Source organism: Rhizobium leguminosarum, from assembly GCF_002953715.1.
GTDB lineage: Bacteria > Pseudomonadota > Alphaproteobacteria > Rhizobiales > Rhizobiaceae > Rhizobium > Rhizobium leguminosarum_V.
Window position 1 is genome coordinate 130,224 of the sequence record NZ_CP025013.1, and the last position, 19,235, is coordinate 149,458.

At 60.6% G+C, this 19,235-nt stretch carries 19 protein-coding genes; 2 read left to right on the forward strand and 17 right to left on the reverse strand.

The genetic code is table 11. The features are described from left to right. Positions 1-15 precede the first annotated feature (15 nt). The 5 genes from CUJ84_RS24925 to araD all read right to left on the reverse strand — a co-directional run bounded on the left by CUJ84_RS24925 (position 16) and on the right by araD (position 6,305). A complete protein-coding gene (locus tag CUJ84_RS24925; protein WP_105008396.1) occupies positions 16-921 on the reverse strand; it encodes a 5-dehydro-4-deoxyglucarate dehydratase in 906 nt (301 codons plus the stop codon). A gap of 17 nt (positions 922-938) precedes the next feature. Beyond that, positions 939-2,456 (reverse strand): aldehyde dehydrogenase (NADP(+)), encoded by a 1,518-nt coding sequence (locus CUJ84_RS24930; protein ID WP_105008397.1) that lies wholly within the window; start codon positions 2,454-2,456, stop codon positions 939-941. A gap of 179 nt (positions 2,457-2,635) precedes the next feature. Next, positions 2,636-3,346, reverse strand: a complete 711-nt coding sequence (locus tag CUJ84_RS24935; protein ID WP_105008398.1) for a ribonuclease activity regulator RraA — start codon at positions 3,344-3,346, stop codon at positions 2,636-2,638. A 22-nt stretch (positions 3,347-3,368) separates the two neighbouring features. After that, complete coding sequence (locus CUJ84_RS24940) at positions 3,369-4,559, reverse strand: L-talarate/galactarate dehydratase (protein WP_105008399.1); 1,191 nt, start codon at positions 4,557-4,559, stop codon at positions 3,369-3,371. Positions 4,560-4,568: 9 nt separating this feature from the next. After that, complete coding sequence (gene araD / locus CUJ84_RS24945; RefSeq protein ID WP_105008400.1) at positions 4,569-6,305, reverse strand: L-arabinonate dehydratase; 1,737 nt, start codon at positions 6,303-6,305, stop codon at positions 4,569-4,571. A gap of 142 nt (positions 6,306-6,447) precedes the next feature. Here araD and CUJ84_RS24950 point away from each other — a divergent pair, with 142 nt between their 5' ends. Further along, a complete protein-coding gene (locus CUJ84_RS24950; protein ID WP_017956478.1) occupies positions 6,448-7,167 on the forward strand; it encodes a GntR family transcriptional regulator in 720 nt (239 codons plus the stop codon). A 28-nt stretch (positions 7,168-7,195) separates the two neighbouring features. Here CUJ84_RS24950 and CUJ84_RS24955 read toward each other — a convergent pair whose 3' ends face one another. The 8 genes from CUJ84_RS24955 to CUJ84_RS38405 all read right to left on the reverse strand — a co-directional run bounded on the left by CUJ84_RS24955 (position 7,196) and on the right by CUJ84_RS38405 (position 14,014). After that, positions 7,196-8,143, reverse strand: a complete 948-nt coding sequence (locus CUJ84_RS24955; RefSeq protein ID WP_105008401.1) for a 2-hydroxyacid dehydrogenase — start codon at positions 8,141-8,143, stop codon at positions 7,196-7,198. Beyond that, entirely contained in the window at positions 8,140-9,774 is a 1,635-nt protein-coding gene (locus CUJ84_RS24960) for an ABC transporter ATP-binding protein (protein ID WP_105008402.1), read from the reverse strand. The genes CUJ84_RS24955 and CUJ84_RS24960 overlap by 4 nt, the downstream gene beginning before the upstream one ends. Beyond that, entirely contained in the window at positions 9,767-10,693 is a 927-nt protein-coding gene (locus CUJ84_RS24965; RefSeq protein WP_199788847.1) for an ABC transporter permease, read from the reverse strand. The genes CUJ84_RS24960 and CUJ84_RS24965 overlap by 8 nt, the downstream gene beginning before the upstream one ends. A gap of 3 nt (positions 10,694-10,696) precedes the next feature. Next, positions 10,697-11,611, reverse strand: coding sequence for an ABC transporter permease (locus CUJ84_RS24970; RefSeq protein ID WP_105008403.1), 915 nt, complete (start codon positions 11,609-11,611; stop codon positions 10,697-10,699). 166 nt (positions 11,612-11,777) lie between these two features. Then, positions 11,778-12,644, reverse strand: coding sequence for a DMT family transporter (locus tag CUJ84_RS24975; RefSeq protein WP_017996179.1), 867 nt, complete (start codon positions 12,642-12,644; stop codon positions 11,778-11,780). A 275-nt stretch (positions 12,645-12,919) separates the two neighbouring features. Beyond that, positions 12,920-13,201: a hypothetical protein gene (locus CUJ84_RS24985; protein ID WP_024321456.1), complete on the reverse strand. Its 282-nt coding sequence runs from the start codon at positions 13,199-13,201 to the stop codon at positions 12,920-12,922. A gap of 150 nt (positions 13,202-13,351) precedes the next feature. Then, complete coding sequence (locus CUJ84_RS24990) at positions 13,352-13,822, reverse strand: NUDIX domain-containing protein (RefSeq protein ID WP_105008405.1); 471 nt, start codon at positions 13,820-13,822, stop codon at positions 13,352-13,354. Positions 13,823-13,846: 24 nt separating this feature from the next. After that, positions 13,847-14,014: a hypothetical protein gene (locus CUJ84_RS38405; protein ID WP_199788848.1), complete on the reverse strand. Its 168-nt coding sequence runs from the start codon at positions 14,012-14,014 to the stop codon at positions 13,847-13,849. A gap of 235 nt (positions 14,015-14,249) precedes the next feature. Here CUJ84_RS38405 and CUJ84_RS24995 point away from each other — a divergent pair, with 235 nt between their 5' ends. After that, a complete protein-coding gene (locus CUJ84_RS24995) occupies positions 14,250-14,930 on the forward strand; it encodes a redoxin domain-containing protein (protein ID WP_105008406.1) in 681 nt (226 codons plus the stop codon). 54 nt (positions 14,931-14,984) lie between these two features. On the opposite strand, the gene CUJ84_RS25000 is transcribed toward CUJ84_RS24995, so the two are convergent. From CUJ84_RS25000 to CUJ84_RS25015, 4 genes are all read right to left on the reverse strand, one after another. Then, positions 14,985-16,055, reverse strand: a complete 1,071-nt coding sequence (locus CUJ84_RS25000; protein WP_105008407.1) for an ABC transporter ATP-binding protein — start codon at positions 16,053-16,055, stop codon at positions 14,985-14,987. A gap of 67 nt (positions 16,056-16,122) precedes the next feature. Next, a complete protein-coding gene (locus CUJ84_RS25005) occupies positions 16,123-17,421 on the reverse strand; it encodes a D-tagatose-bisphosphate aldolase, class II, non-catalytic subunit (protein ID WP_105008408.1) in 1,299 nt (432 codons plus the stop codon). After that, positions 17,418-18,371, reverse strand: a complete 954-nt coding sequence (locus CUJ84_RS25010) for an SIS domain-containing protein (protein WP_105008409.1) — start codon at positions 18,369-18,371, stop codon at positions 17,418-17,420. Before CUJ84_RS25010 ends, CUJ84_RS25005 begins: the two co-directional genes overlap by 4 nt. Before the next feature lie 11 nt (positions 18,372-18,382). After that, positions 18,383-19,216 carry a carbohydrate ABC transporter permease gene (locus tag CUJ84_RS25015; protein ID WP_024321462.1) on the reverse strand — a complete coding sequence of 278 codons (834 nt, stop codon included), beginning with the start codon at positions 19,214-19,216 and terminating at the stop codon, positions 18,383-18,385. Positions 19,217-19,235: the final 19 nt, after the last annotated feature.

The window sequence follows — 19,235 nt, forward strand, 5'->3', positions numbered from 1 at the left end:
CTAGGATGCGAAATTTTACCTTGCCGAAGCAATCAGTTCGCGCATCATCTCGACTTCCTCGTCGGTAAGATCCGTCAGTGGCGCCCGTACCGGTCCCGCCTCAAAGCCGCGCAAACGCACACCTGCCTTGACGGCGGAAACCGCATAACCGGCCTTGCGATCGCGAATACGGGCAAAGGGATAATAGAAATCGCGCAGCATCTGTTCACAGGCCGCGTCGTCACCGGCAAGGAATGCCTTGTGAAATTTCAGTGCCGTTTCAGGCACGAAATTGAAGACCGCCGAGGAATAGGTCGGCATGCCGGCTCCGCGATAGGCCTGGGCAAACAGTTCATGTGTCGGCATGCCGCCAATATAGGAAAGCCGATCCCCGAGCGCGATCGTGACACGGCGCACCGTATCGATGTCACCGGTACCGTCCTTGAAGCCGATCAGATTTGGGCATTCGTCGGCAAGCTGAGCAAGCTGCTCGGCCGAAACCCGCGCCTGGCCACGATTATAAACGATAACGCCCATACTGGTGGCCCTGCAAACGGCTCGTACACGCGCGGCAATGCCATCTGCCGGCGCCTCGGTCAGGTAATGCGGCAGCAGAAGAATGCCGTCGCCACCTGCCGCCTCGATCTCGCGAGCCATGTCGCAGGCAATGCGCGTGCCATAGCCGCATCCGGCAATAACCGGCGCATCGCCGGACACCGCGCGGGCGGCCTTTACCACCTCGACCACCTCGCCCGGTGTCAGCGAGAACAGCTCGCCGGTGCCGCCGGCAACGATCAGGCCGGCAACGGGGTAGGATGACAGCCATTCCAGATGCGCTGAAAACGGCCTGGGGGCAAATCGGTCCTCGGCATCGAAAGGAGTGACGGGAAAAGACAGCAGGCCGTTGCGAATGATCTCGCGAAGTTCCGTCGGGGCGATCAATTTGGTACTCCTCGGTTTCAGTTGCGCAGGTCTTGCGGCAACAGGTCGGCGGGGAAATTCTGATAGGCGACGGGGCGCAGAAACCTGCGGATCGACATGGTCCCGACGCTGGTTGCGCCGAAATTGGTCGAGGCCGGATAGGGTCCGCCATGCACCATGGAATCGACAACCTCGACGCCGGTTGGGAAGCCGTTGACCAGCACTCTGCCCGCCCTCCGTTCGAGGATCGGCAGCAGGTCGCGGGCAAGGCCCAGATCGGCGTCGTCCATATGGATCGTTGCAGTCAGCTGCCCCTGAAAGCTTTCGGCAAGGGTGAGCAACTTTTCAGGCGAGCCGACGCGCACGACGAGGCCGAGGGGACCGAAGACCTCTTCGCTGAGCGAGTGATCGGCAAGCCAGGCCGAGCCGTTGGTCTCGAACAGGTTCGGCGCTGCGTCGCGGCCGGCGCTCTGTGCCGCGAGAACCGGCGCGACGGCATTGCTTGTCCGCATCCGCTCGACACCTTCGTGATAGGCCGTGGCGATGCCTTTGGTCAGCATCGTCTGCGGCGCCACCTTTTCAAGAGCCGCCTTGGCGGCACTGGTGAACTTGTCCGCCTCCGGCCCGTCGACGACGACGGCGATACCGGGTTTGGTGCAGAACTGGCCGGCACCAAGCGTCAGGGATCCGGCCCAGCCGGAACCGATCGCCTCTGCCCGGGCAGCGGTAGCGGCCGGCAGCAGGAACATCGGATTAACGCTGCCGAGTTCCCCGAAAAAGGGGATCGGCTCAGGGCGCTGGGCGCAAAGGTCAAAGAGCGCCCTTCCGCCGGCAAGCGAGCCGGTAAAGCCGACGGCTTTGATGGCGGGATGCGTCACCAGGGCCGTTCCGACATCACGACGGCCGCCCTGGATCAGGCTGAAGACGCCGGCCGGCATTCCAGTGCGCTCGATAGCGGCTGCAATCGCCTCGGCAATGATCTCACCTGTGCCGGGATGGGCTGAATGTCCCTTCACCACGACCGGGCAGCCCGCGGCAAGCGCGGCCGCCGTATCACCGCCGGCCGTCGAAAATGCCAGCGGAAAATTCGAAGCGCCGAAGACGGCGACGGGGCCGATCGGCCGTTGCACCAGCCGGATTTCGGGGCGCGGCGCCGGTTGCCGGTCCGGTTGGGCCGCATCGATCCGAGCGTCAAGATGCGCGCCCTTGCGGATATGGTCGGCAAACAGTCGGAGTTGGCCGGTGGTGCGGGCGCGTTCGCCGTTGAGCCGGCCCTCCGGAAGCCCGGTTTCCTGCGTTCCAATGAGGGTGACGGCCTCGCCGCGCTTGTCGATCTCCTCGGCGATTGCCTCGAGGAAAATGGCGCGCTCCTCGCGTGTCGTTGCTGAAAATGCTGCAAAAGCAGCTTCGGCAGCGCGGCAGGCGCGGTCGACCAGTTCCGTTGTGCCGACAGCAAAGTCATGTGCCTGCCCATGCGCCGGCTCGGACTGAAATGTCGTCGTTCCGGCAATCCACTCGCCGGCGATGAAATGCTTGCCTGAAGGGGTCCAGCTCATTGTTATTCTCCTCGGCGGAGCCTCGCTCCGTCCTGATGCGTGAAGTGTTGTCCAAGGTGCGCCGCCTTAGAACAGGATGATATTAGGCCAAGTCGGCCCAAAATCTGAATCCTGTTCTAAATTAAATAGTTAGAGCATGGTGTCGTCCGAAAACCGCTTACACTTTTCGGCATCATGCTCTAGCGGCCATTCACCTTCCGCCATTCGGCAAAGAGCGTCAGATTGCTTTCGTCGGTGGCCGGGTAGAGGCCGATGATCGTATGACCTTGCTTGACGCGTTCCGTCACGAAATCCTCGTAAGCGGTCATCTCTACCGCTTCATCGGCGATCTCGTCGGCGATCTCGGCAGGGATGACGATCACGCTGTCGTCGTCGCCAACCATGATGTCGCCCGGGAAGACCGCAACATCCCCACAGCCTATCGGCACATTGATGTCGATTGCCTCGTGCAGCGTCAGGTTGGTCGGGCTGGAGGGACGATGGTGATAGGCGGGGATATCGAGGCCGCCGATGGTCATGGCGTCCCGGAAGCCGCCATCCGTGACGACGCCGGCGCCGCCGCGCACCATCAGGCGGGTAATCAGGATGTCGCCGGCAGAGGCTGCGCGCGGATCCTTGCGGCTGTCCATCACCATAACAGAGCCTTCCGGGCAAGTCTCGATGGCAAGCCGTTGCGGATGTTTCGGGTTTCGAAAGACGTTCATCGCGTTGCGGTCCTCGCGCGCCGGCATGTAGCGCAGCGTGAAGGCCGGTCCGACCATATTGCGGCCCTTCGGCTGCACCGGCCGAACATCCTGGATCGTCTGGTTTCTCAGGCCGCGCTTGAACAGCGCAGAACAAAGCGTCGCGACGGAGACACCCATCAGTTTTTCACGGGTTGCGGGGTTCATATTTCCTTCTCCTCGTTCCAATTCAGACGCCGAAACTGCGCGTTTCCACGGTCCAGTCACGGGCTTTGCCCGTCAGGCTGCAACCAAGCCCCGGACGGGCCGGCACGATCATCCGACCGTCCTTGATCTCGAGTTGTTCGTTAAACAGTGGCGCCAGCCAATCGAAATGCTCTACCCACGGCTCATGCGCATAGGCGGCCGCCAGATGCAGATGGATTTCCATGGCGAAATGCGGCGCCAGGCGCATGCGTTTCGCCTCGGCGTGTGTGCAGATGCGCAGAAAGGGCGTGATGCCGCCGACCCGCGGCGCATCCGGCTGAATGAAGTCGACCGCATCGGCCCGGATCAGCGCCATGTGCTCGTCGGCGCTTGCCAGCATTTCGCCGGTGGCGATCGGCGTGGCGAGTTCGCGTGCCAGTGCCGCATGGCCCTCGGCATCATAGGCATCGAGCGGCTCTTCGATCCATTCGAGATTGAGCGGCTCGACCAGCCGGCCGAAGCGCAAGGCCGTCGTTCGATCCCATTGCTGGTTTGCATCGACCATCAGCGGTACACGGCCATCGATATGGCTGGTCACCGCATCAAGTCGGCGAAGGTCGATCATCGGGTCCGGCTGTCCGACCTTGATCTTGATGCCGCCGATGCCGGAGGCGATCGAGTGGTCGATGGCATCGCGGATTTCCTCGATGCTCGATGACAGGAAGCCACCGGAGGTGTTGTAGCAGGCAACACTGTCGCGATGGGCGCCAAGTAATTTTGCAAGCGGCAGGCCGGCGCGTTTCGCCTTCAGGTCCCAGAGGCAGATGTCGATGGCGGCGATTGCCTGGGTCGCGATGCCGGAGCGGCCGACCGAGGCCCCGGCCCAGCAGAGCTTGTCCCAGATGCGCGCTGTATCGTTGGGATCTTCGCCGATCAGATTGTCGGCAAGCTCGCAGGCATGTGCATAAAGGGCAGGTCCGCCTGCCCGCTTCGAGTAACTGAAACCGAGCCCACTATGGCCGGCCTCGGAGACGATCTCGCAAAACAGAAAAGCCACCTGGGTCAGCGGCTTCTGTCGGCCCGTCAACACCTTGGCATCGCTGATCGGTCGCGCCAACGGCAGGTAAGCAAGCGACAGGGTAACCGATCGGATGGCGTCCAGTTTGGACGGACCGGCAGCGAAGCCAGCCTTGGGAGGCTGTGCGGGGATCGTGCGTCGATTGGGATCAAACATCGTGGTGCCTCAGTTGATAGCCGGTTCCGGCGTCTTGCCACCGAATTCCGTCGTCAGGAAATCAAAGTCGCAGCCTTTGTCTGCCTGCTCGATATGGCTGGAGAACATAAAGCCGTAACCGCGCTCGTAATGCCGCGTCGGCGCCACCCAGGCGGCCCGCCGCGCTGTGATCTCTTCTTCGGAAACCAGCATATTGAGACTGCGTGCCGGAATATCAAGCTCGACCATGTCCCCCGTTTTCAGCAGTGCCAGAGGCCCGCCTACATAAGATTCCGGTGCGACATGCAGCACGCAGGCGCCGAAACTGGTTCCGGACATGCGGGCGTCCGAGATGCGCACCATGTCGCGCAGACCGAGCTTCAACAGCGCCTTCGGCATCGGGATCATGCCCCATTCCGGCATGCCCGGTCCGCCCTGGGGGCCGGCATTGCGGAGAACGAGAACAGTGTCCGGCGTCAGCGGATAGTCGGGATCGTCGATGATCTTCTTCATCTCCGCATAGCTATCGGCGACCAAGGCCGGGCCGCGATGGCGGTGGAATTTGGGGTCGCAGGCCGCCGGTTTGATGACCGCGCCGTCGGGACACAGGTTCCCCTTGAGCACGGCCAGCGAACCTTCGTGATAGACCGGGTTCGACAATGGCCGGATAACGTCGTCATTGTAGATCTTCACCTGGTCGAGACCGTCCACCAAGGGTTTGCCCGTGACGGTAATCGCGGTTGGGTCGAGCTTGTCGCCGAGCTGCTTCATCAACGCACGCAAGCCGCCCGCATAAAAGAAATCCTCCATCAGGTAGGTCGAACCGGAAGGCCGGATGTTGGCGAGAACCGGCGTCGTGCGACCGATGCGATCGAGATCATCGAGCTCCAACGGGACGCCGGCGCGCCGCGCCATGGCAATCAGGTGAATGATGGCATTGGTGGAGCAGCCAGTCGCCATGGCGACCGTGACCGCGTTGTCGACGGCCGCCGGAGTGATGATCTGATCCGGCGTCAGATCCTCCCACACCATATCGACGATACGGCGGCCACAGGCCGCCGACATGCGCTGGTGGTTGGCATCGGCTGCGGGAATCGAGGATGCGCCCGGCAGCGTCAACCCCATAGCCTCTGCGATCGCCGTCATCGTCGACGCCGTGCCCATGGTCATGCAATGGCCGTAGCTGCGGGCAATTCCGCCTTCAATGCCCTGCCACTCCTCCTGGGTGATCGTGCCGGCGCGCCGTTCGTCCCAGTATTTGAAGCCGTCGGTACCGGAGCCTAGCGTCTTGCCGGCATAGTTGCCGCGAAGCATCGGGCCGGCGGGCAGATAAATGAAGGGAATGCCCATGCTGGTTGCGCCCATGACAAGGCCGGGTGTCGTCTTGTCGCAGCCACCCATCAGAACGGCGCCATCGACAGGATGGCTGCGCAGCAGTTCCTCGGTCTCCATCGCCAGCATATTGCGATAGAGCATCGTGGTTGGCTTGACGAAGTTTTCGGAAAGGGAAAGAGCAGGCAGTTCCATGGGGAAACCGCCCGACTGAAGAATTCCGCGCTTCACCCATTCGGCGCGTTCACGGAAATGCATGTGGCACGGCTGGGCATCGGACCAGGTGTTGATCACGGCAATAATCGGCTTTCCCTGCCAATCCTCGGGCGCATAACCCATCTGCATGGTCCGCGACCGGTGGCCGAACGAGCGCTGATCATCCGGAAGCATCCATCGGGCAGACCGCAATTGCTCGTAGGTTTTCCTTGCGGTCACGGCTTTCTCCCAGCTTTTCGCTTGCTTATCCCGGCGTTTGCACCAACTGATATTTTAGTTTGACATATATATCAATGGAAAGTTTGCGTTCTTGTGCATTAGGTCGTGCAAAGCTATGAATGGACTGAAAAGGATGCCTCACATGAATTCCCAGTTCGCCTCCACATTCGGCCTGACTGCACCCGGCTTTCCGGTCGTCGCCGGCAGCACGGTCCAGCGGGTCTATGATGATCTGCGAAAGCGCATCATCACCATTCAGCTGCCGCCGGACACCACACTGTCGCGCACCGAGCTCACCGAGACTTATGAAGTCAGCCAGACTCCCATCCGCGACGCATTGCAGCTCCTCAAGCAGGAGGGTCTGGTTCGCATTTATCCGCAGTCCCGCACTGTGGTGACCAGGATCGACGTCCTGCAGATTTACGAGGCACATTTCCTTCGCGTGGCGCTGGAAACGGAAGTTTGCCGCCGCCTCGCAACCGATCCGGATCCGGATCCGAGCGTCATTACCCGCGCCCGGTCGATCATCAAGATGCAGGCGGCAGTCGCCGACGACGCCGATCAGATCGCGATCTTTCAGGAGCTCGACGAGCTCTTTCACCAGACATTGTTCGCAGGCGCCAAGCGCAGCAGCCTCCACCAATTGATACGCGAGCGGTCCGGCCATCTCGAGCGCATTCGTCGTCTGCATCTGCCCGAAAAGGGCAAGATCGTCAGCATTCTCGATGGACACCATGCCATCATCGATGCGATTGCCGCTCGCGACGAACAGGGTGCGGTCGATGCAATCCGTGAGCATCTCAGCCGCACCGTCGCAAAAGTGGAAGACCTGCGGAAGGAGTTCCCGGACTATTTCGTCTGATCTGCCGCGCCGCGGGTTTTTGCCGGAGTCAATTGACCGGCGTCAGCAGCGGCCTGCCTGCGAAGAAGGCGGCAAGGTTGTCGACCGTCAATTGCGCCATCCTGTCGCGCGTTTCCTCGGTACCGCTGGCATGGTGGGGATAGAGCACAACGTTGTCGAGCGCTGCAAAGCGCGGATCTGGATTGGGTTCGTTGAGGTAGACATCGATGCCGGCCGACGCGATTCGCCTTTCCTGCAAGGCCTTAATCAAGGCCGGCTCGTCGACCACGGTGCCCCGGGCAATGTTGATGAAGCTGCCCGTCGGTCCGAGCGCATTCAGCACGTCCGCCGAAATCAACCCCTCGGTCGAGGGGCCGCCCGGGGTCGCGACGATCAGGATATCGGCCCAGTCCGCCAGTTTTACCGGCGCGTCGAAATAGGCAAAATCGTTGCCGGCTTTCTTCGTCCTCCCATAATAGCCGACCGTCAGCCCGACAGCCTCGCATCGCTTGGCAATCGCCATCCCTATGCGGCCGAGGCCGACGATCCCGGCCTTCTTGCCCGAGGTCGACGTCGTCAGCGGCATCATGCCCTTCTGCCCCCAGTCGCCGGAGCGCACATAGCGATCGCCTTCCGGCAGGCGCCGGCGTGCCGCCAGCATAAGAAGCAGTGCCATGTCGGCAACGTCGTCGCAAAGCACCTCGGATGTGTTGGTGAGCTTGATGCCGCGCCGTGTCATCGCCTCGACGTCCATCTGGTCGTAGCCAGCCGACGAACAGGCGGCGAGCTTTAATGCCGGCAATTTCGAAAGCAGGGCTTCGTCGATCGTCACATGGCCGTTGCAGACCAGCGCGGAAGCGATCGGGCCAGCTTCCCGCAAGAGAGCATCCCGCTCTTCGCCTTTGACGAGATCCAGCCGGTGCAGCGTGTAGGTCTCCTCCAGCATCGCCATCTGATGGGGCCGGAGCGGATAGGCGACGATGACATCGGGCTTCATGCGGAAACGAGTCCTTCCTGTAGTTGGCGGGCGGCGCGTCGGGTGGCCTGGATCTCCGGATCGGGATCGAGGCTCGCGGCAAGAAGTGCCTGCGTGTAGGGGTGGGAGGGCGCGGTGAAGATCTGTTCGACCGGCCCCTCCTCGACAATCTCGCCGGCCTTCATGACGATGACACGATCGGCGAAATCGCGAACCACCGGCAGGTCGTGCGCAATGAAGAGGTAGGACAGGCCGAATTCGCGACGCAGGCCCTCAAGCAAGGCGATTACCTGGGCCTGGATCGACACGTCGAGCGCCGAAACCGCCTCGTCGCAGATAATCAGTTTCGGCTCCATCGCCAGCGCTCGCGCAATCGCGATGCGCTGGCGCTGGCCGCCGGAAAACTGATGTGGATACCTGTCGGCCATATGCGGTTTCAGGCCGACCTTGACCAGCAACTCGGCCACTCTCTCCTTCCATTTCGCTTTCGGCAGGATATCCGGGTGAATGACCCAGGCCTCGGAAATCAACCGGAACACGCTCATCCGGGGGTTGAGGGACTGCGTCGGGTCCTGAAAGACCATCTGCAAATCGCGACGCAGCCCGAATATTTCTCTCGGGGTCATCGCAAGCAGATCGTTGCCGCGGTAGAGAACCTGGCCCTCTTGCGGATCGTCGAGGCGAACGATCGCCCGGGCAAGGGTTGACTTGCCGGAACCGCTCTCGCCGACAACGGCAACCGTCTCGCCGGGCATGATGACGAAATCCACGCCCTTCAGCGCCTGAAATGCGCCAAAACTCTTTTTCAAGCCGATGGCGCGCAGCAGCGGTTCGCCCTGTCGGTCACGCTCTTGCGCCATCGCACCCTTCCCCGGTGCAGCAGCAATCAGCTTCTTCGTGTAGGCGTTCTGAGGGTTGCGATAGACTTCGGCCGCATTGCCGGTTTCGACGACGCAGCCGGAATTCATCACCACGACCCGGTCGGCGATCTCGGCAACGACGCCCAAATCGTGGGTGATCAGCAGCAGGCCCATGCCGGTTTCCTGCTGCAACTCCTGCAGAAGTTCGAGCACCTGCGCCTGCACCGTAACATCAAGCGCGGTGGTGGGTTCATCCGCGATCAGGATATCGGGCTTGCAGGCGATTGCCATGGCGATCATCAGGCGCTGCCGCTGGCCGCCGGAGAACTGGAACGGATATTTTCGCATCGCCGCCTGCGCATCGGTTATGCCGACGCGCCCGATCAATTCGAGCGCCCTCGCACCGGCGCGCTCCGCCGACTGGCCATGCGTCGTCATCATCTCGGTGATTTGCCAGCCGACCGGATAGACCGGGTTGAGGTGAGCGAGCGGGTCCTGAAAGATCATGGCGATCTTGGCGCCGTTGATCGAGCGCCGCTCCTCGGGCGTCATTTTCAGCATATCGCGGCCGTTGAGGAGAATGGTGCCGCTGGTGATCTTGCCGGGCGGCATGTCGATCAGGTTCATGATCGCCGAGGCCGACACGGATTTGCCCGAACCGCTTTCCCCAAGGATCGCCAGCGTCTCGCCGCGATCGAGATGCCAGCTGACATCCTGCACCGCCTTGACCGTCCCGCTGACGGTGTGGAACTCGACCGAGAGGTCACGCACTTCCAAAAGATGTTCAGCCATTTTTCCTGCCCCTCATTTCAAGGCGCCAGCGTTGTGTCGGATCGAGCGCAATGCGCAGCCAATTTGACAGAAGGTTCAGCGACAGCGTCGTCAGAATGATTGCAAGACCCGGCCAGAAGGAAAGCCACCAGGCATTGGTGAGATAGGGTCGGCCTTGAGCAACCATGAGACCCCAGGTGATCTCCGGCGCCTGAATGCCGATCCCAAGGAACGACAGCGAGGATTCCGCCAGCATGACGAAGGCGAAATCCAGCGTCGCGATGGTAACCAGCGTGGGGAAGATCACTGGCAGGATGTGATGGAAGACAATACGCCAGTATGATGCTCCCATGACCTTCGCCGCCTGCACGAACATCCGCTCGCGCACTTCCAGCACTTCGGCGCGCGTGGTGCGCAGATAGATGGGAATGCGGGTGATCGCCAAGACGAGGACGATATTGGTGACCGAGGGCTCGAGCATGTAGAGCACGATCACCGCCAGAAGCAGCGACGGAAAGGACATGATGACGTCGCCGAGGCGCATGATCCATTGAGCCGCGGAAGAGCGGCTGTAACCCGCGATCAGACCCAGCGCCGTACCGACGACAGATGATGCAAGCACGGCTGCCGCGGCAACCAGGATGGTGTTTTGCGCCGCCACGATGACGCGGGCAAGAAGCGGCCTGCCCAGTGCATCGGCGCCGAGGACATAAAGCCATCCGCGGGTGATATCGAACGGCGGCGCGTTCCGGCCCCGCAGGTTCTGCTTGGTGGCGATGCCCTCGAGCAGGAACGGGCCAAACAGCGCACAGAGAAGAACGATCAAGAGGAACAGAGCGGCGAAGAAAGCGAGCTTGTCCGCCCACAGCATCGTCAGCCAGCGCCCGATCGGGCCGCTCGGTTTTTTCTCGGCGAGGATTTGTGTGTCGGTCATCGTCATCGCTCAATACCGGATACGCGGATCGAGCAGCGCATAAGCGAGGTCGATCAACAGGTTCATGATGAAGATCGCCAGCGCCGAGACCATGATGACGGCCAGCACGACGGCAAAATCGCGAAGCAGGATGGAATCGATCATCAGCTTGCCGATGCCCGGAAAGCCAAACACCGTCTCGACGACGACGGCACCGTTCAAGATGGCGGCCGCCTGGTCGCCGATGACTGTGATCACCGGCAGCATGGCGTTGCGCAGTCCGTGAATGAAGATGATTGAGTTCGAGCGGACCCCCTTGGCGCGGGCCGTCTTCACATAGGCGGAAGACAGAACGCTGATCATCGAGCCGCGGACCACCTGCAGGATCAGGCCGAAAGGCCGGATGAACAGCACGCTGACCGGCAGGACCCAGTGCCAGAAAGTTCCCGTTCCCGATGTCGGCAGGACATGCAGTTTAACGGCGAAAATGACGATCGCGACGATGGCCAGCCAGAAATCCGGCGCCGCAGCACCGATCAGCGAGAAGAAAGTGGCAAGACGGTCGAAGACGCCGCCGACGCGAAACGCCGCCAGAGAACCGATGACGATCGCGGCGACCGTGACCAGCGCCATGGTGATGGCAGCCAGCCAGAAGGTCCAGACGAAGGCCTCCAGCACGACATTCATGGCCGGACGGGCCTGCCGCAGTGACTGACCGAAATTGCCCTGGGCAAGATCCGAGACATAACGGCCGAACTGGATGATCAACGGATCGTTGAAACCGTTCATCTCACGGAATTGCTGGCGCATTTCGGTGGTCGCATCGATCGGCAGATAGAGGTCGGTCGGATCGCCCGTCAGCCGGGACAGGAAGAACACGATGACGATAAGCACCACGAGCGATACGCCACTGGCGATCGCGCGTTTGCCGATGAAACTCTTCATGCCACTCCTCCCGAGTGAACCCCATGGGGTCGTGATTCCGGTTTTTCGTCTTCGTTTGTGCTACCTGTGATACCCCTCCGGCAACAGGCACGGCTCGACGACCAGTCGCTGTAACTGAAATATTAGTGCATCTAGAATTTTTGTGAACCCCAAAAATGATCGGGGCTTATCGCGGCGGCTTGCGCCGCCATGTCATGCCGCGGGTTCCAATAATGGCCGCGCCGAAGATCACAGCCGCGCCGATCCACGTCTGTACGGCCGGAACTTCCGCGAAAAATGAGAAGGCCATAAGGGCCACGACGGGCAGTCGGAGAAAGTCGAGCGGTGCCAGAACGCTTGCGGTCGCCATACTGAAGGCGCGCGTGATCAGCGTCATGTTGAGTGCGCCGAGTGCCCCTTGGAGGGCAAGCAGTCCGAGTTGGCTCCAAGTCGGCATCGACCAGACCGGCAGCATGACGATCAGGCCAAGCGGTACCGTCGCTATCAGATTCCATGCAACCAGCCGGTCGGCACTATCCCTCAATGCCATCCGCCGCAGCATCAATTGGCTGGCCGCCGTCAAGACCGCTCCTGCCAGCGCAAAAAGCAGCCATTGGTCGAAACCGGACGCTCCAGGGCGAATGATGATCATGACGCCGATAAAACCTGCGACAATTCCCACCACGCTGGAGATGCCGACATGTTCCTTGAGCACCAGCCACGCACCGAGAACGAGAAACATCGGCATGGTGAAATTGATCGCCGTGGCATCGGCGAGTGGCGCGTGCGCAAAGGCGACGAACAAAGCAACCAGTGAGGCAAGCTTCAAAGCCGCACGCACGACATGCAGAACACGATAGGGAGAGGATTTCAGGTCGACCCGCGACACGATCCAGGGCGTGACGACAAGAAGTCCGAAAAACGACCGGAAAAAGCCGATCATCAATGGATGCACCTCGCCGGCCAGCAAACGCACAATGACTGCGTCGAAACTATTTAAAATGGAGGCAGCCACCATCAAGCAGACGGCAAGGCCTGTGCGACCAGGCTGCATCACGCTTCTCCTGACCAAACCAAGGTGAACCCCGCTATATCGGCCATTCGATACAGCTGCGCGTTGAACCGGCAATCCATTGGAAATAAAGCCTTCCTGGCGTGTCTGCTAATCTCCGGGCCTCCCAACGGTTTGCCGCGGCTGAGACCGCTCGTTCTTGCCAGGGGCCGGCAGCATCCATTATCTCCGGCGCGGATTAACGGCTTTACCTCAATCCATCGGCCGCCGTCCACACTGACAGAGCGCATTGCTGACAGGGCCGCCCTCGCCCTCGGCTAGTGGAGCACTCCGTTCGTTTTCGCCCGGTTGGAGAATTGGTGGACGAGCATGATGCCCTGCTCAAGGAGCAACTCGGCCGCCTGCAGATCGCGCGGCGTGAGATCGCCGGATAGTCCGCGAATCGTATTCGCGACGCAGATGGAGTTGGCGACGAAGCGGGCGTCGCCCTCACCTTCTGCCTCCTCGGCCGTTGCTTCCAAGGCGTCGGCGACGGTGTCGAGCAGGCTCGAGCGTTCGACAAGCGTCATGTCGTTCAGGGTTTTGGAAATGCCGTTCATGATTGTCTCCTCGCGCGTGCCCAAGGCGGATCGCAGCTCCAATTTCTCGATTTCAGTCACATGGCGGTGACTGTCAGATAGGATGGTTGTCTTCAGAAGCAACTCATGGCTGCCGCGCATCTGACGCATAGTGCAGCCAGATGGGACGGCTTAATCAACAACTTCGGGCCGTAGGAGGCCGGTAAGCATTGGTCGCTGCCCTTTCAAGAGCTTTACGGCTGCGTCGGGCAGGGAAAACCAGCCCGCGCGATCAACCTCCGGAAAACTCTTTACCCGGCCTGACCGTGGCGGCCATTCCATTTGAAATTCGGAACTCTGTATCGCATTCACGTCCAGTACCGGATCGGCTTCGATCGACCACGCGATAACTATCTTTCCGCCAGGTTGTCGGTATTCGCCCAACGGTGTGAACCTGCCATCGACTGCTACACCCAGCTCTTCGGCAGTCTCCCTTATTGCCGCCGCGAGCTCGTCTTCTCCAGGCTCGACCAGCCCCTTCGGGATCGACCACGCAGCCTCGTCTTTCCCAGCCCAGAAAGGACCGCCCGGATGGACGAGAAGGACTTCGATGTCCCCGGAAACGTGCCGGTATATCAGAAGTCCGGCGCTACGGACTACCATCGCCTTGTGCCCTTCTTGCGTCGATCACGAGGCCAGGCATTCCTCACAGATGCCGCAGCCGTCATCGTCCATCCACCGACGCCGGCGCTTGCAGCAAAGGCAAGCAGCATAGTCCGGTTGTTCTGTTGTGTCTTCCGGAGGAATGATCTCGATCGTCGTGTCGAATAGAGTGTCGGCCACAAGCTCCGCCATCTCGTTGCTCCATTAGTCTGTTCTAAATAAGATAGGAACGGCGATCGATACCGGCAAGCTCTCGACGACGTCAGGCGGTGCAATGAAAGGGTCAACTTCGACGCCGGTCGGAGCGGCAAATGCCATGCCGAACCACATTCGGCGATCTCAGCATCGAACGCTGGGCCTTCTTGCGACACGTGATATAGTTAAATTTCGGTCGTCCACCTGGACGATGCGACAAAGGAATTATTCCATGGGAGACCAGAAACGCCCGCTGCAACCAGGAGAAACTGCCCCAGCCTTCGCACTAGCCACGGCCAACTTCGACGGAACCGTCTCTTTCGCCGACTTGAGCGGTCGCCCGTTCGTAATCGGTTTCTTTCGCGGGCTGCACTGCCCGTTCTGCCGGCGCCAGTTAGAACAGCTTGCCGGCGTACAGCCGACCCTGCGCGCTGCCGGGGTGGAGACCGTGGCCGTTATCAACACGCCGGTGGAACGTGCCCGGCTGTATTTCCGCCACCGGCCGACGCCAATAACGCTTCTGTGTGACCCGGACTGCCGCACGCATCGAGCCTACGGTGTGCCGCATGGCGAGTTCCTGCCCGAAGGGAGCTGCGAGCAGCCCGAATGGCCCTATGGCGCAACGATGGCGCAGTTCCAGGCGGCACGCATCAACCCCACGGGCGAGCTGCCGGAACCGCTGCACCCGATGGAAGCCAACACGATACTCAACGCCAAGGACGGCTTCGAGCTTGACGAAGCCGACAATGCGATCTTCGCGAACCACGCTACCCAGCTCGTCGGGCACTTCCTGGTCAATGCGAACGGCACCATCGGCTGGACCCAAATCGAGGCGCTCGACGGACCGAACAGCCTCTCGATCTTCCCGACCGCGGCGGAGATCATCGCCGCCGCTGGTAGCCTTGGACGCTGACCTGCCGCGAACCGTCGGGATGTTGCGTTCCGCCGGTCCGGAAAAATCATCACGTTAGACGGACCTCAACCGCTTTTCGGTTTTTGCGTCGAACAGATGCAGTTTGCTGAGATCTGGGGCAATGACGATCTGGTCGCCGGCGCGCAGATCAAGGCGTTCTCTTACCGTCGCAACGAGGTGATCGGCGCCAAACTTCGTGGTTATCTGGATCTCAGCACCAGTAGGCTCAACGAGGACGACCTCAGCTGTAGCAGGACCTTGTCCGATTGTGAGATGCTCAGGGCGAATGCCGTAGATAATCTGCGCGCCGCGTTCCAATGACGCTGCTTCGGGCAATGGCAATCTACCTCCGCCGTCCGCAATCAACTCCAGCGGTCCCGAGGTGCTGACCTGCCCTCGAATAAGGTTCATCGCCGGCGAACCGATGAAGCCCGCCACGAAAAGGTTTGCCGGCCGGTCGTAGAGATCCAGCGGCGAGCCTATCTGCTCGACGAAGCCGTCCCGCATCACAACAATCCGATCGGCCATCGTCATGGCCTCGATCTGATCGTGGGTGACGTAAATGGTCGTTGTCTTCAGTCGCTGATGCAGTTGCTTGATTTCGGAACGCATCTGGACACGCAGCTTCGCGTCCAGGTTTGACAATGGTTCGTCAAACAGGAAGACCTGCGGATTTCTAACGATGGCACGGCCCATCGCCACACGTTGGCGTTGGCCACCCGACAGGTTTCTCGGATATCTTTCGAGCAGATGTTCGAGCCCGAGAATTTCAGCGGCCTCCCGAACACGCTGCCTGGTCTGTGCTTTGGGTGCTTTGGCCAGCTTCAGCGAAAAACCCATATTCGCCTCGACTGTCAGGTGGGGGTAGAGCGCATAGGACTGGAAAACCATTGCGATATCGCGTTCTTTTGGCGCGACATTGTTTACGACCTTGCTGCCGATCGAAATCCGACCAGCCGAAATCTCTTCGAGGCCGGCGATCATCCGCAACAATGTCGACTTCCCGCACCCGGAAGGACCGACCAGGATAACGAATTCGCCGTCTTGGATATCAATATCCACACCATGCAGAACTTCGAAGTGACCGTAGCTCTTGCGGGCATTCGCCACACTTACTGACGCCATAACTTTCTCCGGCTGAATATTGATATCCTCGGGACGCAGCCGCTCGTCTGATACGGCTGTCGATTGCTCATCGGCTTGCCGTGGCGGCTGAATAAGGCGCCAATGCCGCGTCGACCGCAGCAAGGCAGAGCTCGCGGGCCTTCGGAGCGACCCGCTTTGAGACCACGTTAGAATATAGTCGGCCGAGATATTGGCTGATCAGAGTTTCGGGAATTTCATCAGGAAGCCGGCTGAACAATTCGCCGACTGCGGCGGATGCTCGAGGATCCGGCCAGTAATAGCGAATTCGATCACTATAGCTGAAATGCCGCTGCAGTCGCTGCTCATCGGGACTGCCGCCATAGTGGCCCGCCCAGCTTGCCGGTTGCTCAACCATGATTTTTTCCATGGTCGTCACCAGTCCTGTTCGTGGCGTCTTCCCTGCAAGTAGATCAGCGATCGCATCGAGACCGTACAGCGCTTCGCGCAGCGCGAAAGTCAGCCCTGGTCCGACCTTGAGGATTGCAAAGCCGCTGTCAACGAGAGCAGACAAGGCTTCGGCCGGTTGGTAGTCGGTGGAATGTGCTTCGAAAACCAAGCCCGGCATGTCGTCCAGCGAACGAATGAGGCTCTCGGCCCGTTCAGGCTTGTAGAGCGCCACGTCCGTGTTGCCAAACTCCACACCCGGCTGAACCACTATCCCAATGACCCGCTCCATCGCCGACGCCAAACCTGCTTCGGCAAACGACGCCCGGTGAACCGCCAGGGTTTTCATCGCCGCATCGGCCCGCGTAATTTCGATTTCTTCGAGTGCGTGCGTTGCGCCACCTGGAGGCGGCACCTCGGTTCCGATGATATAGACCGGCGGACGGCGGCCTGAACGAAGAGCGGCCTCTTCCGCGGCCTTTGCCAATCGAGCGGCCCGCGCCGCGGTCAGTTCGTCATCGAGCGCCGCTGGTTCACCGGCACAGCCCATCGACGTGTCCAGGTGAATCTTTTCGAACCCTGCCTCGACATAGGCCGTCACCATAGCCGCGGCGCGCAGCATTGCCTCCTCGGCCGCCAACGTCCTCCATGGGTTGGGGCCGAGATGATCGCCTCCCAGGATGATGCGTTCGGCTGGAAAATCAGTCGCTGCGGCGACGTTCTCGATGAACCGGCGAAAGTCCACCGGCGTCATCGCGGTATAGCCGCCCTCCTGATTGACCTGATTGCAGGTGGCTTCGATGAGGACCGCCCGGTGCTCCATGCCGGCACGCCGAAGGGCTGCCTCAATGACCAGCGGATGAGCCGAGCAGACCGAAGTGACGCCATGGGGAAAAGGCAGGTTTCGGACGCCGAAAAGCTTTCGCAGCGCGATCTGCCGGTTCTCTTCGATCCTCGTCATGCGAGCGTCACAACCTTCGTCAGGTGACGGGGAGAGACCGTGTCGATTTGCCGAGTCTGCGCGGCCCGTTCGCCGAGGACCTGCAGCGCCGGAAGGACAACGAGACCCGCAAGCGAAAGATCGACATCAACGGCGAGTTCCAGATCGCCTGGACCACCTACACCGATAACAACCGCGCCTTTTTCTCTCAGTTCTTCCACCAGTTTCATTTCCGCCTCCCTCTGGTCGGAGCTATACAGCATGACCGCAACCGTCTTCCCGTCAACGAGGCTGATCGGCCCATGCCGGTATTCCAGCGGGTGGAAGGCCTGGGTCATGATCTGGCTCATTTCCATCAGCTTGAGCGCTCCTTCCAGGGCGACGCCGAAGAGGGGCCCGCCGCCGAGAAAGACGAAGTGCGATCGGTCGGCGATAATTCCAGGCAGCGCGGCATCGAGAGCGCTCGCGAGCTGGCGGGCCGAATTCACGACAGAGACAGGAACCTTCTGCCCGATCATCTGCAAACCGAGAAGGACCATGAGGCTCGCCGATACCGTCATGACGATACCTTCGTCCGGATGGGTTTCTGCCGCGACCATCCGATCGCAATTTTTCGCAAGAGAGCTTTCCGGTTCGACGGTTATCGCCGTCACGAAGGCGCCGGCGGCCCGGCTTGCCTTTGCTGCGGCGACCGTCTCTGTCGTCTCGCCGCTCCGGGAAAGCGCGACGACGTGCGTGTTGCGCCACTCCGGCCAGAACGCCGAGGGGCGGTTTTGCCATTCGGCGCCGGGGACCGCGATTGCCTTTCGTCCGGCCATATTGGCATAGGCTGCCAGCGAAAGTGCAAGATTGAAAGACGTGCCACAGCCGACGAAGACGAGCAGCTCCGCCCTATCGGCAGCTGAATTCGAGCCGATCGCCTTCTCCCAGTAGGGAAATTGCTCGAAAATAACTTTTTCGGTCGTGTTCATGAAGTCTCCGATTATTTGACTGAACCAGCCAACAGGCCGCTGACGAGGTAACGGTTGAGGAAAATGACAACGAGGGCGGGGATGACGATGGCGATCGAGCCGCTCGCGGTGATGAGCCCGTAGTCGATGAAGTTCTTCGTGACGAATTCCGGGATCAGAACCGTTAGGGGCTTCGTTGCCTGCGGCGAAAAAATGAGCGGCACGAGATACTGTCCCCAGGCACCAAGGAAGGTGAGGATCGCCGCTGCCGTCAGACCCGGTCCGGCCAGCGGCAGGACGATATTGAAGAAGATGTAGAGCCGGCCCGCTCCGTCTAGTTGCGCCGCCTCTTCCAGTGCGATCGGAAGAGCTTCGAACACGCTCCGCAGCAGCCATAACGACAGGGGCAGGAAGGCCGAGACATAGATCAGCGAGACGCCCACATAGGTATCGACGAGATGCAGCTTGATCATGATCTGATAGAGCGGGATCAAAACTGCGTAGGCGGGAATAGCCAGCGTCGCGACGACGGCGATAAAAAGCACTTTCCGGCCAGGAAACTGAAGCCTGGTGAACGCGTACGCTCCAAGAGAGGATATCGCGACGCAAAGCAGGGTGGCGGCGATTGATGTCACCACGCTATTGAGCAACGCGGCCCGGAACTGTTTGAATACCTCCACACCTCCGATCCGGGCAATATTGATGCCGAGCAGCCGTGAGTAGTGATCCAGCGTAAAGTGCTGCGGGAAGAAGTTGATGGGTCGGGTCGAAAAGTCGTCGCTTGGCGTAACCGAACTCGCGATGGTCCAGTAGATCGGCCCTAAAGACCAGATCAACAGGACGACGACGCCGGCCCAAATCATCATTCGATAGGCAGTCGTGGAT

Excerpts from the sequence above, each read along its gene's own strand:
- CUJ84_RS24930 (WP_105008397.1), bottom strand. The coding sequence starts at position 2,456 with ATGAGCTGGACCCCTTCAGGCAAGCATTTCATCGCCGGCGAGTGGATT.
- CUJ84_RS24935 (WP_105008398.1), bottom strand. The coding sequence starts at position 3,346 with ATGAACCCCGCAACCCGTGAAAAACTGATGGGTGTCTCCGTCGCGACG.
- CUJ84_RS24940 (WP_105008399.1), bottom strand. The coding sequence starts at position 4,559 with ATGTTTGATCCCAATCGACGCACGATCCCCGCACAGCCTCCCAAGGCT.
- CUJ84_RS24950 (WP_017956478.1), top strand. The coding sequence starts at position 6,448 with ATGAATTCCCAGTTCGCCTCCACATTCGGCCTGACTGCACCCGGCTTT.
- CUJ84_RS24955 (WP_105008401.1), bottom strand. The coding sequence starts at position 8,143 with ATGAAGCCCGATGTCATCGTCGCCTATCCGCTCCGGCCCCATCAGATG.
- CUJ84_RS24960 (WP_105008402.1), bottom strand. The coding sequence starts at position 9,774 with ATGGCTGAACATCTTTTGGAAGTGCGTGACCTCTCGGTCGAGTTCCAC.
- CUJ84_RS24965 (WP_199788847.1), bottom strand. The coding sequence starts at position 10,693 with ATGACGATGACCGACACACAAATCCTCGCCGAGAAAAAACCGAGCGGC.
- CUJ84_RS24970 (WP_105008403.1), bottom strand. The coding sequence starts at position 11,611 with ATGAAGAGTTTCATCGGCAAACGCGCGATCGCCAGTGGCGTATCGCTC.
- CUJ84_RS24975 (WP_017996179.1), bottom strand. The coding sequence starts at position 12,644 with ATGCAGCCTGGTCGCACAGGCCTTGCCGTCTGCTTGATGGTGGCTGCC.
- CUJ84_RS24985 (WP_024321456.1), bottom strand. The coding sequence starts at position 13,201 with ATGAACGGCATTTCCAAAACCCTGAACGACATGACGCTTGTCGAACGC.
- CUJ84_RS24990 (WP_105008405.1), bottom strand. The coding sequence starts at position 13,822 with ATGGTAGTCCGTAGCGCCGGACTTCTGATATACCGGCACGTTTCCGGG.
- CUJ84_RS38405 (WP_199788848.1), bottom strand. The coding sequence starts at position 14,014 with ATGGCGGAGCTTGTGGCCGACACTCTATTCGACACGACGATCGAGATC.
- CUJ84_RS24995 (WP_105008406.1), top strand. The coding sequence starts at position 14,250 with ATGGGAGACCAGAAACGCCCGCTGCAACCAGGAGAAACTGCCCCAGCC.
- CUJ84_RS25000 (WP_105008407.1), bottom strand. The coding sequence starts at position 16,055 with ATGGCGTCAGTAAGTGTGGCGAATGCCCGCAAGAGCTACGGTCACTTC.
- CUJ84_RS25005 (WP_105008408.1), bottom strand. The coding sequence starts at position 17,421 with ATGACGAGGATCGAAGAGAACCGGCAGATCGCGCTGCGAAAGCTTTTC.
- CUJ84_RS25010 (WP_105008409.1), bottom strand. The coding sequence starts at position 18,371 with ATGAACACGACCGAAAAAGTTATTTTCGAGCAATTTCCCTACTGGGAG.
- CUJ84_RS25015 (WP_024321462.1), bottom strand. The coding sequence starts at position 19,216 with ATGATGATTTGGGCCGGCGTCGTCGTCCTGTTGATCTGGTCTTTAGGG.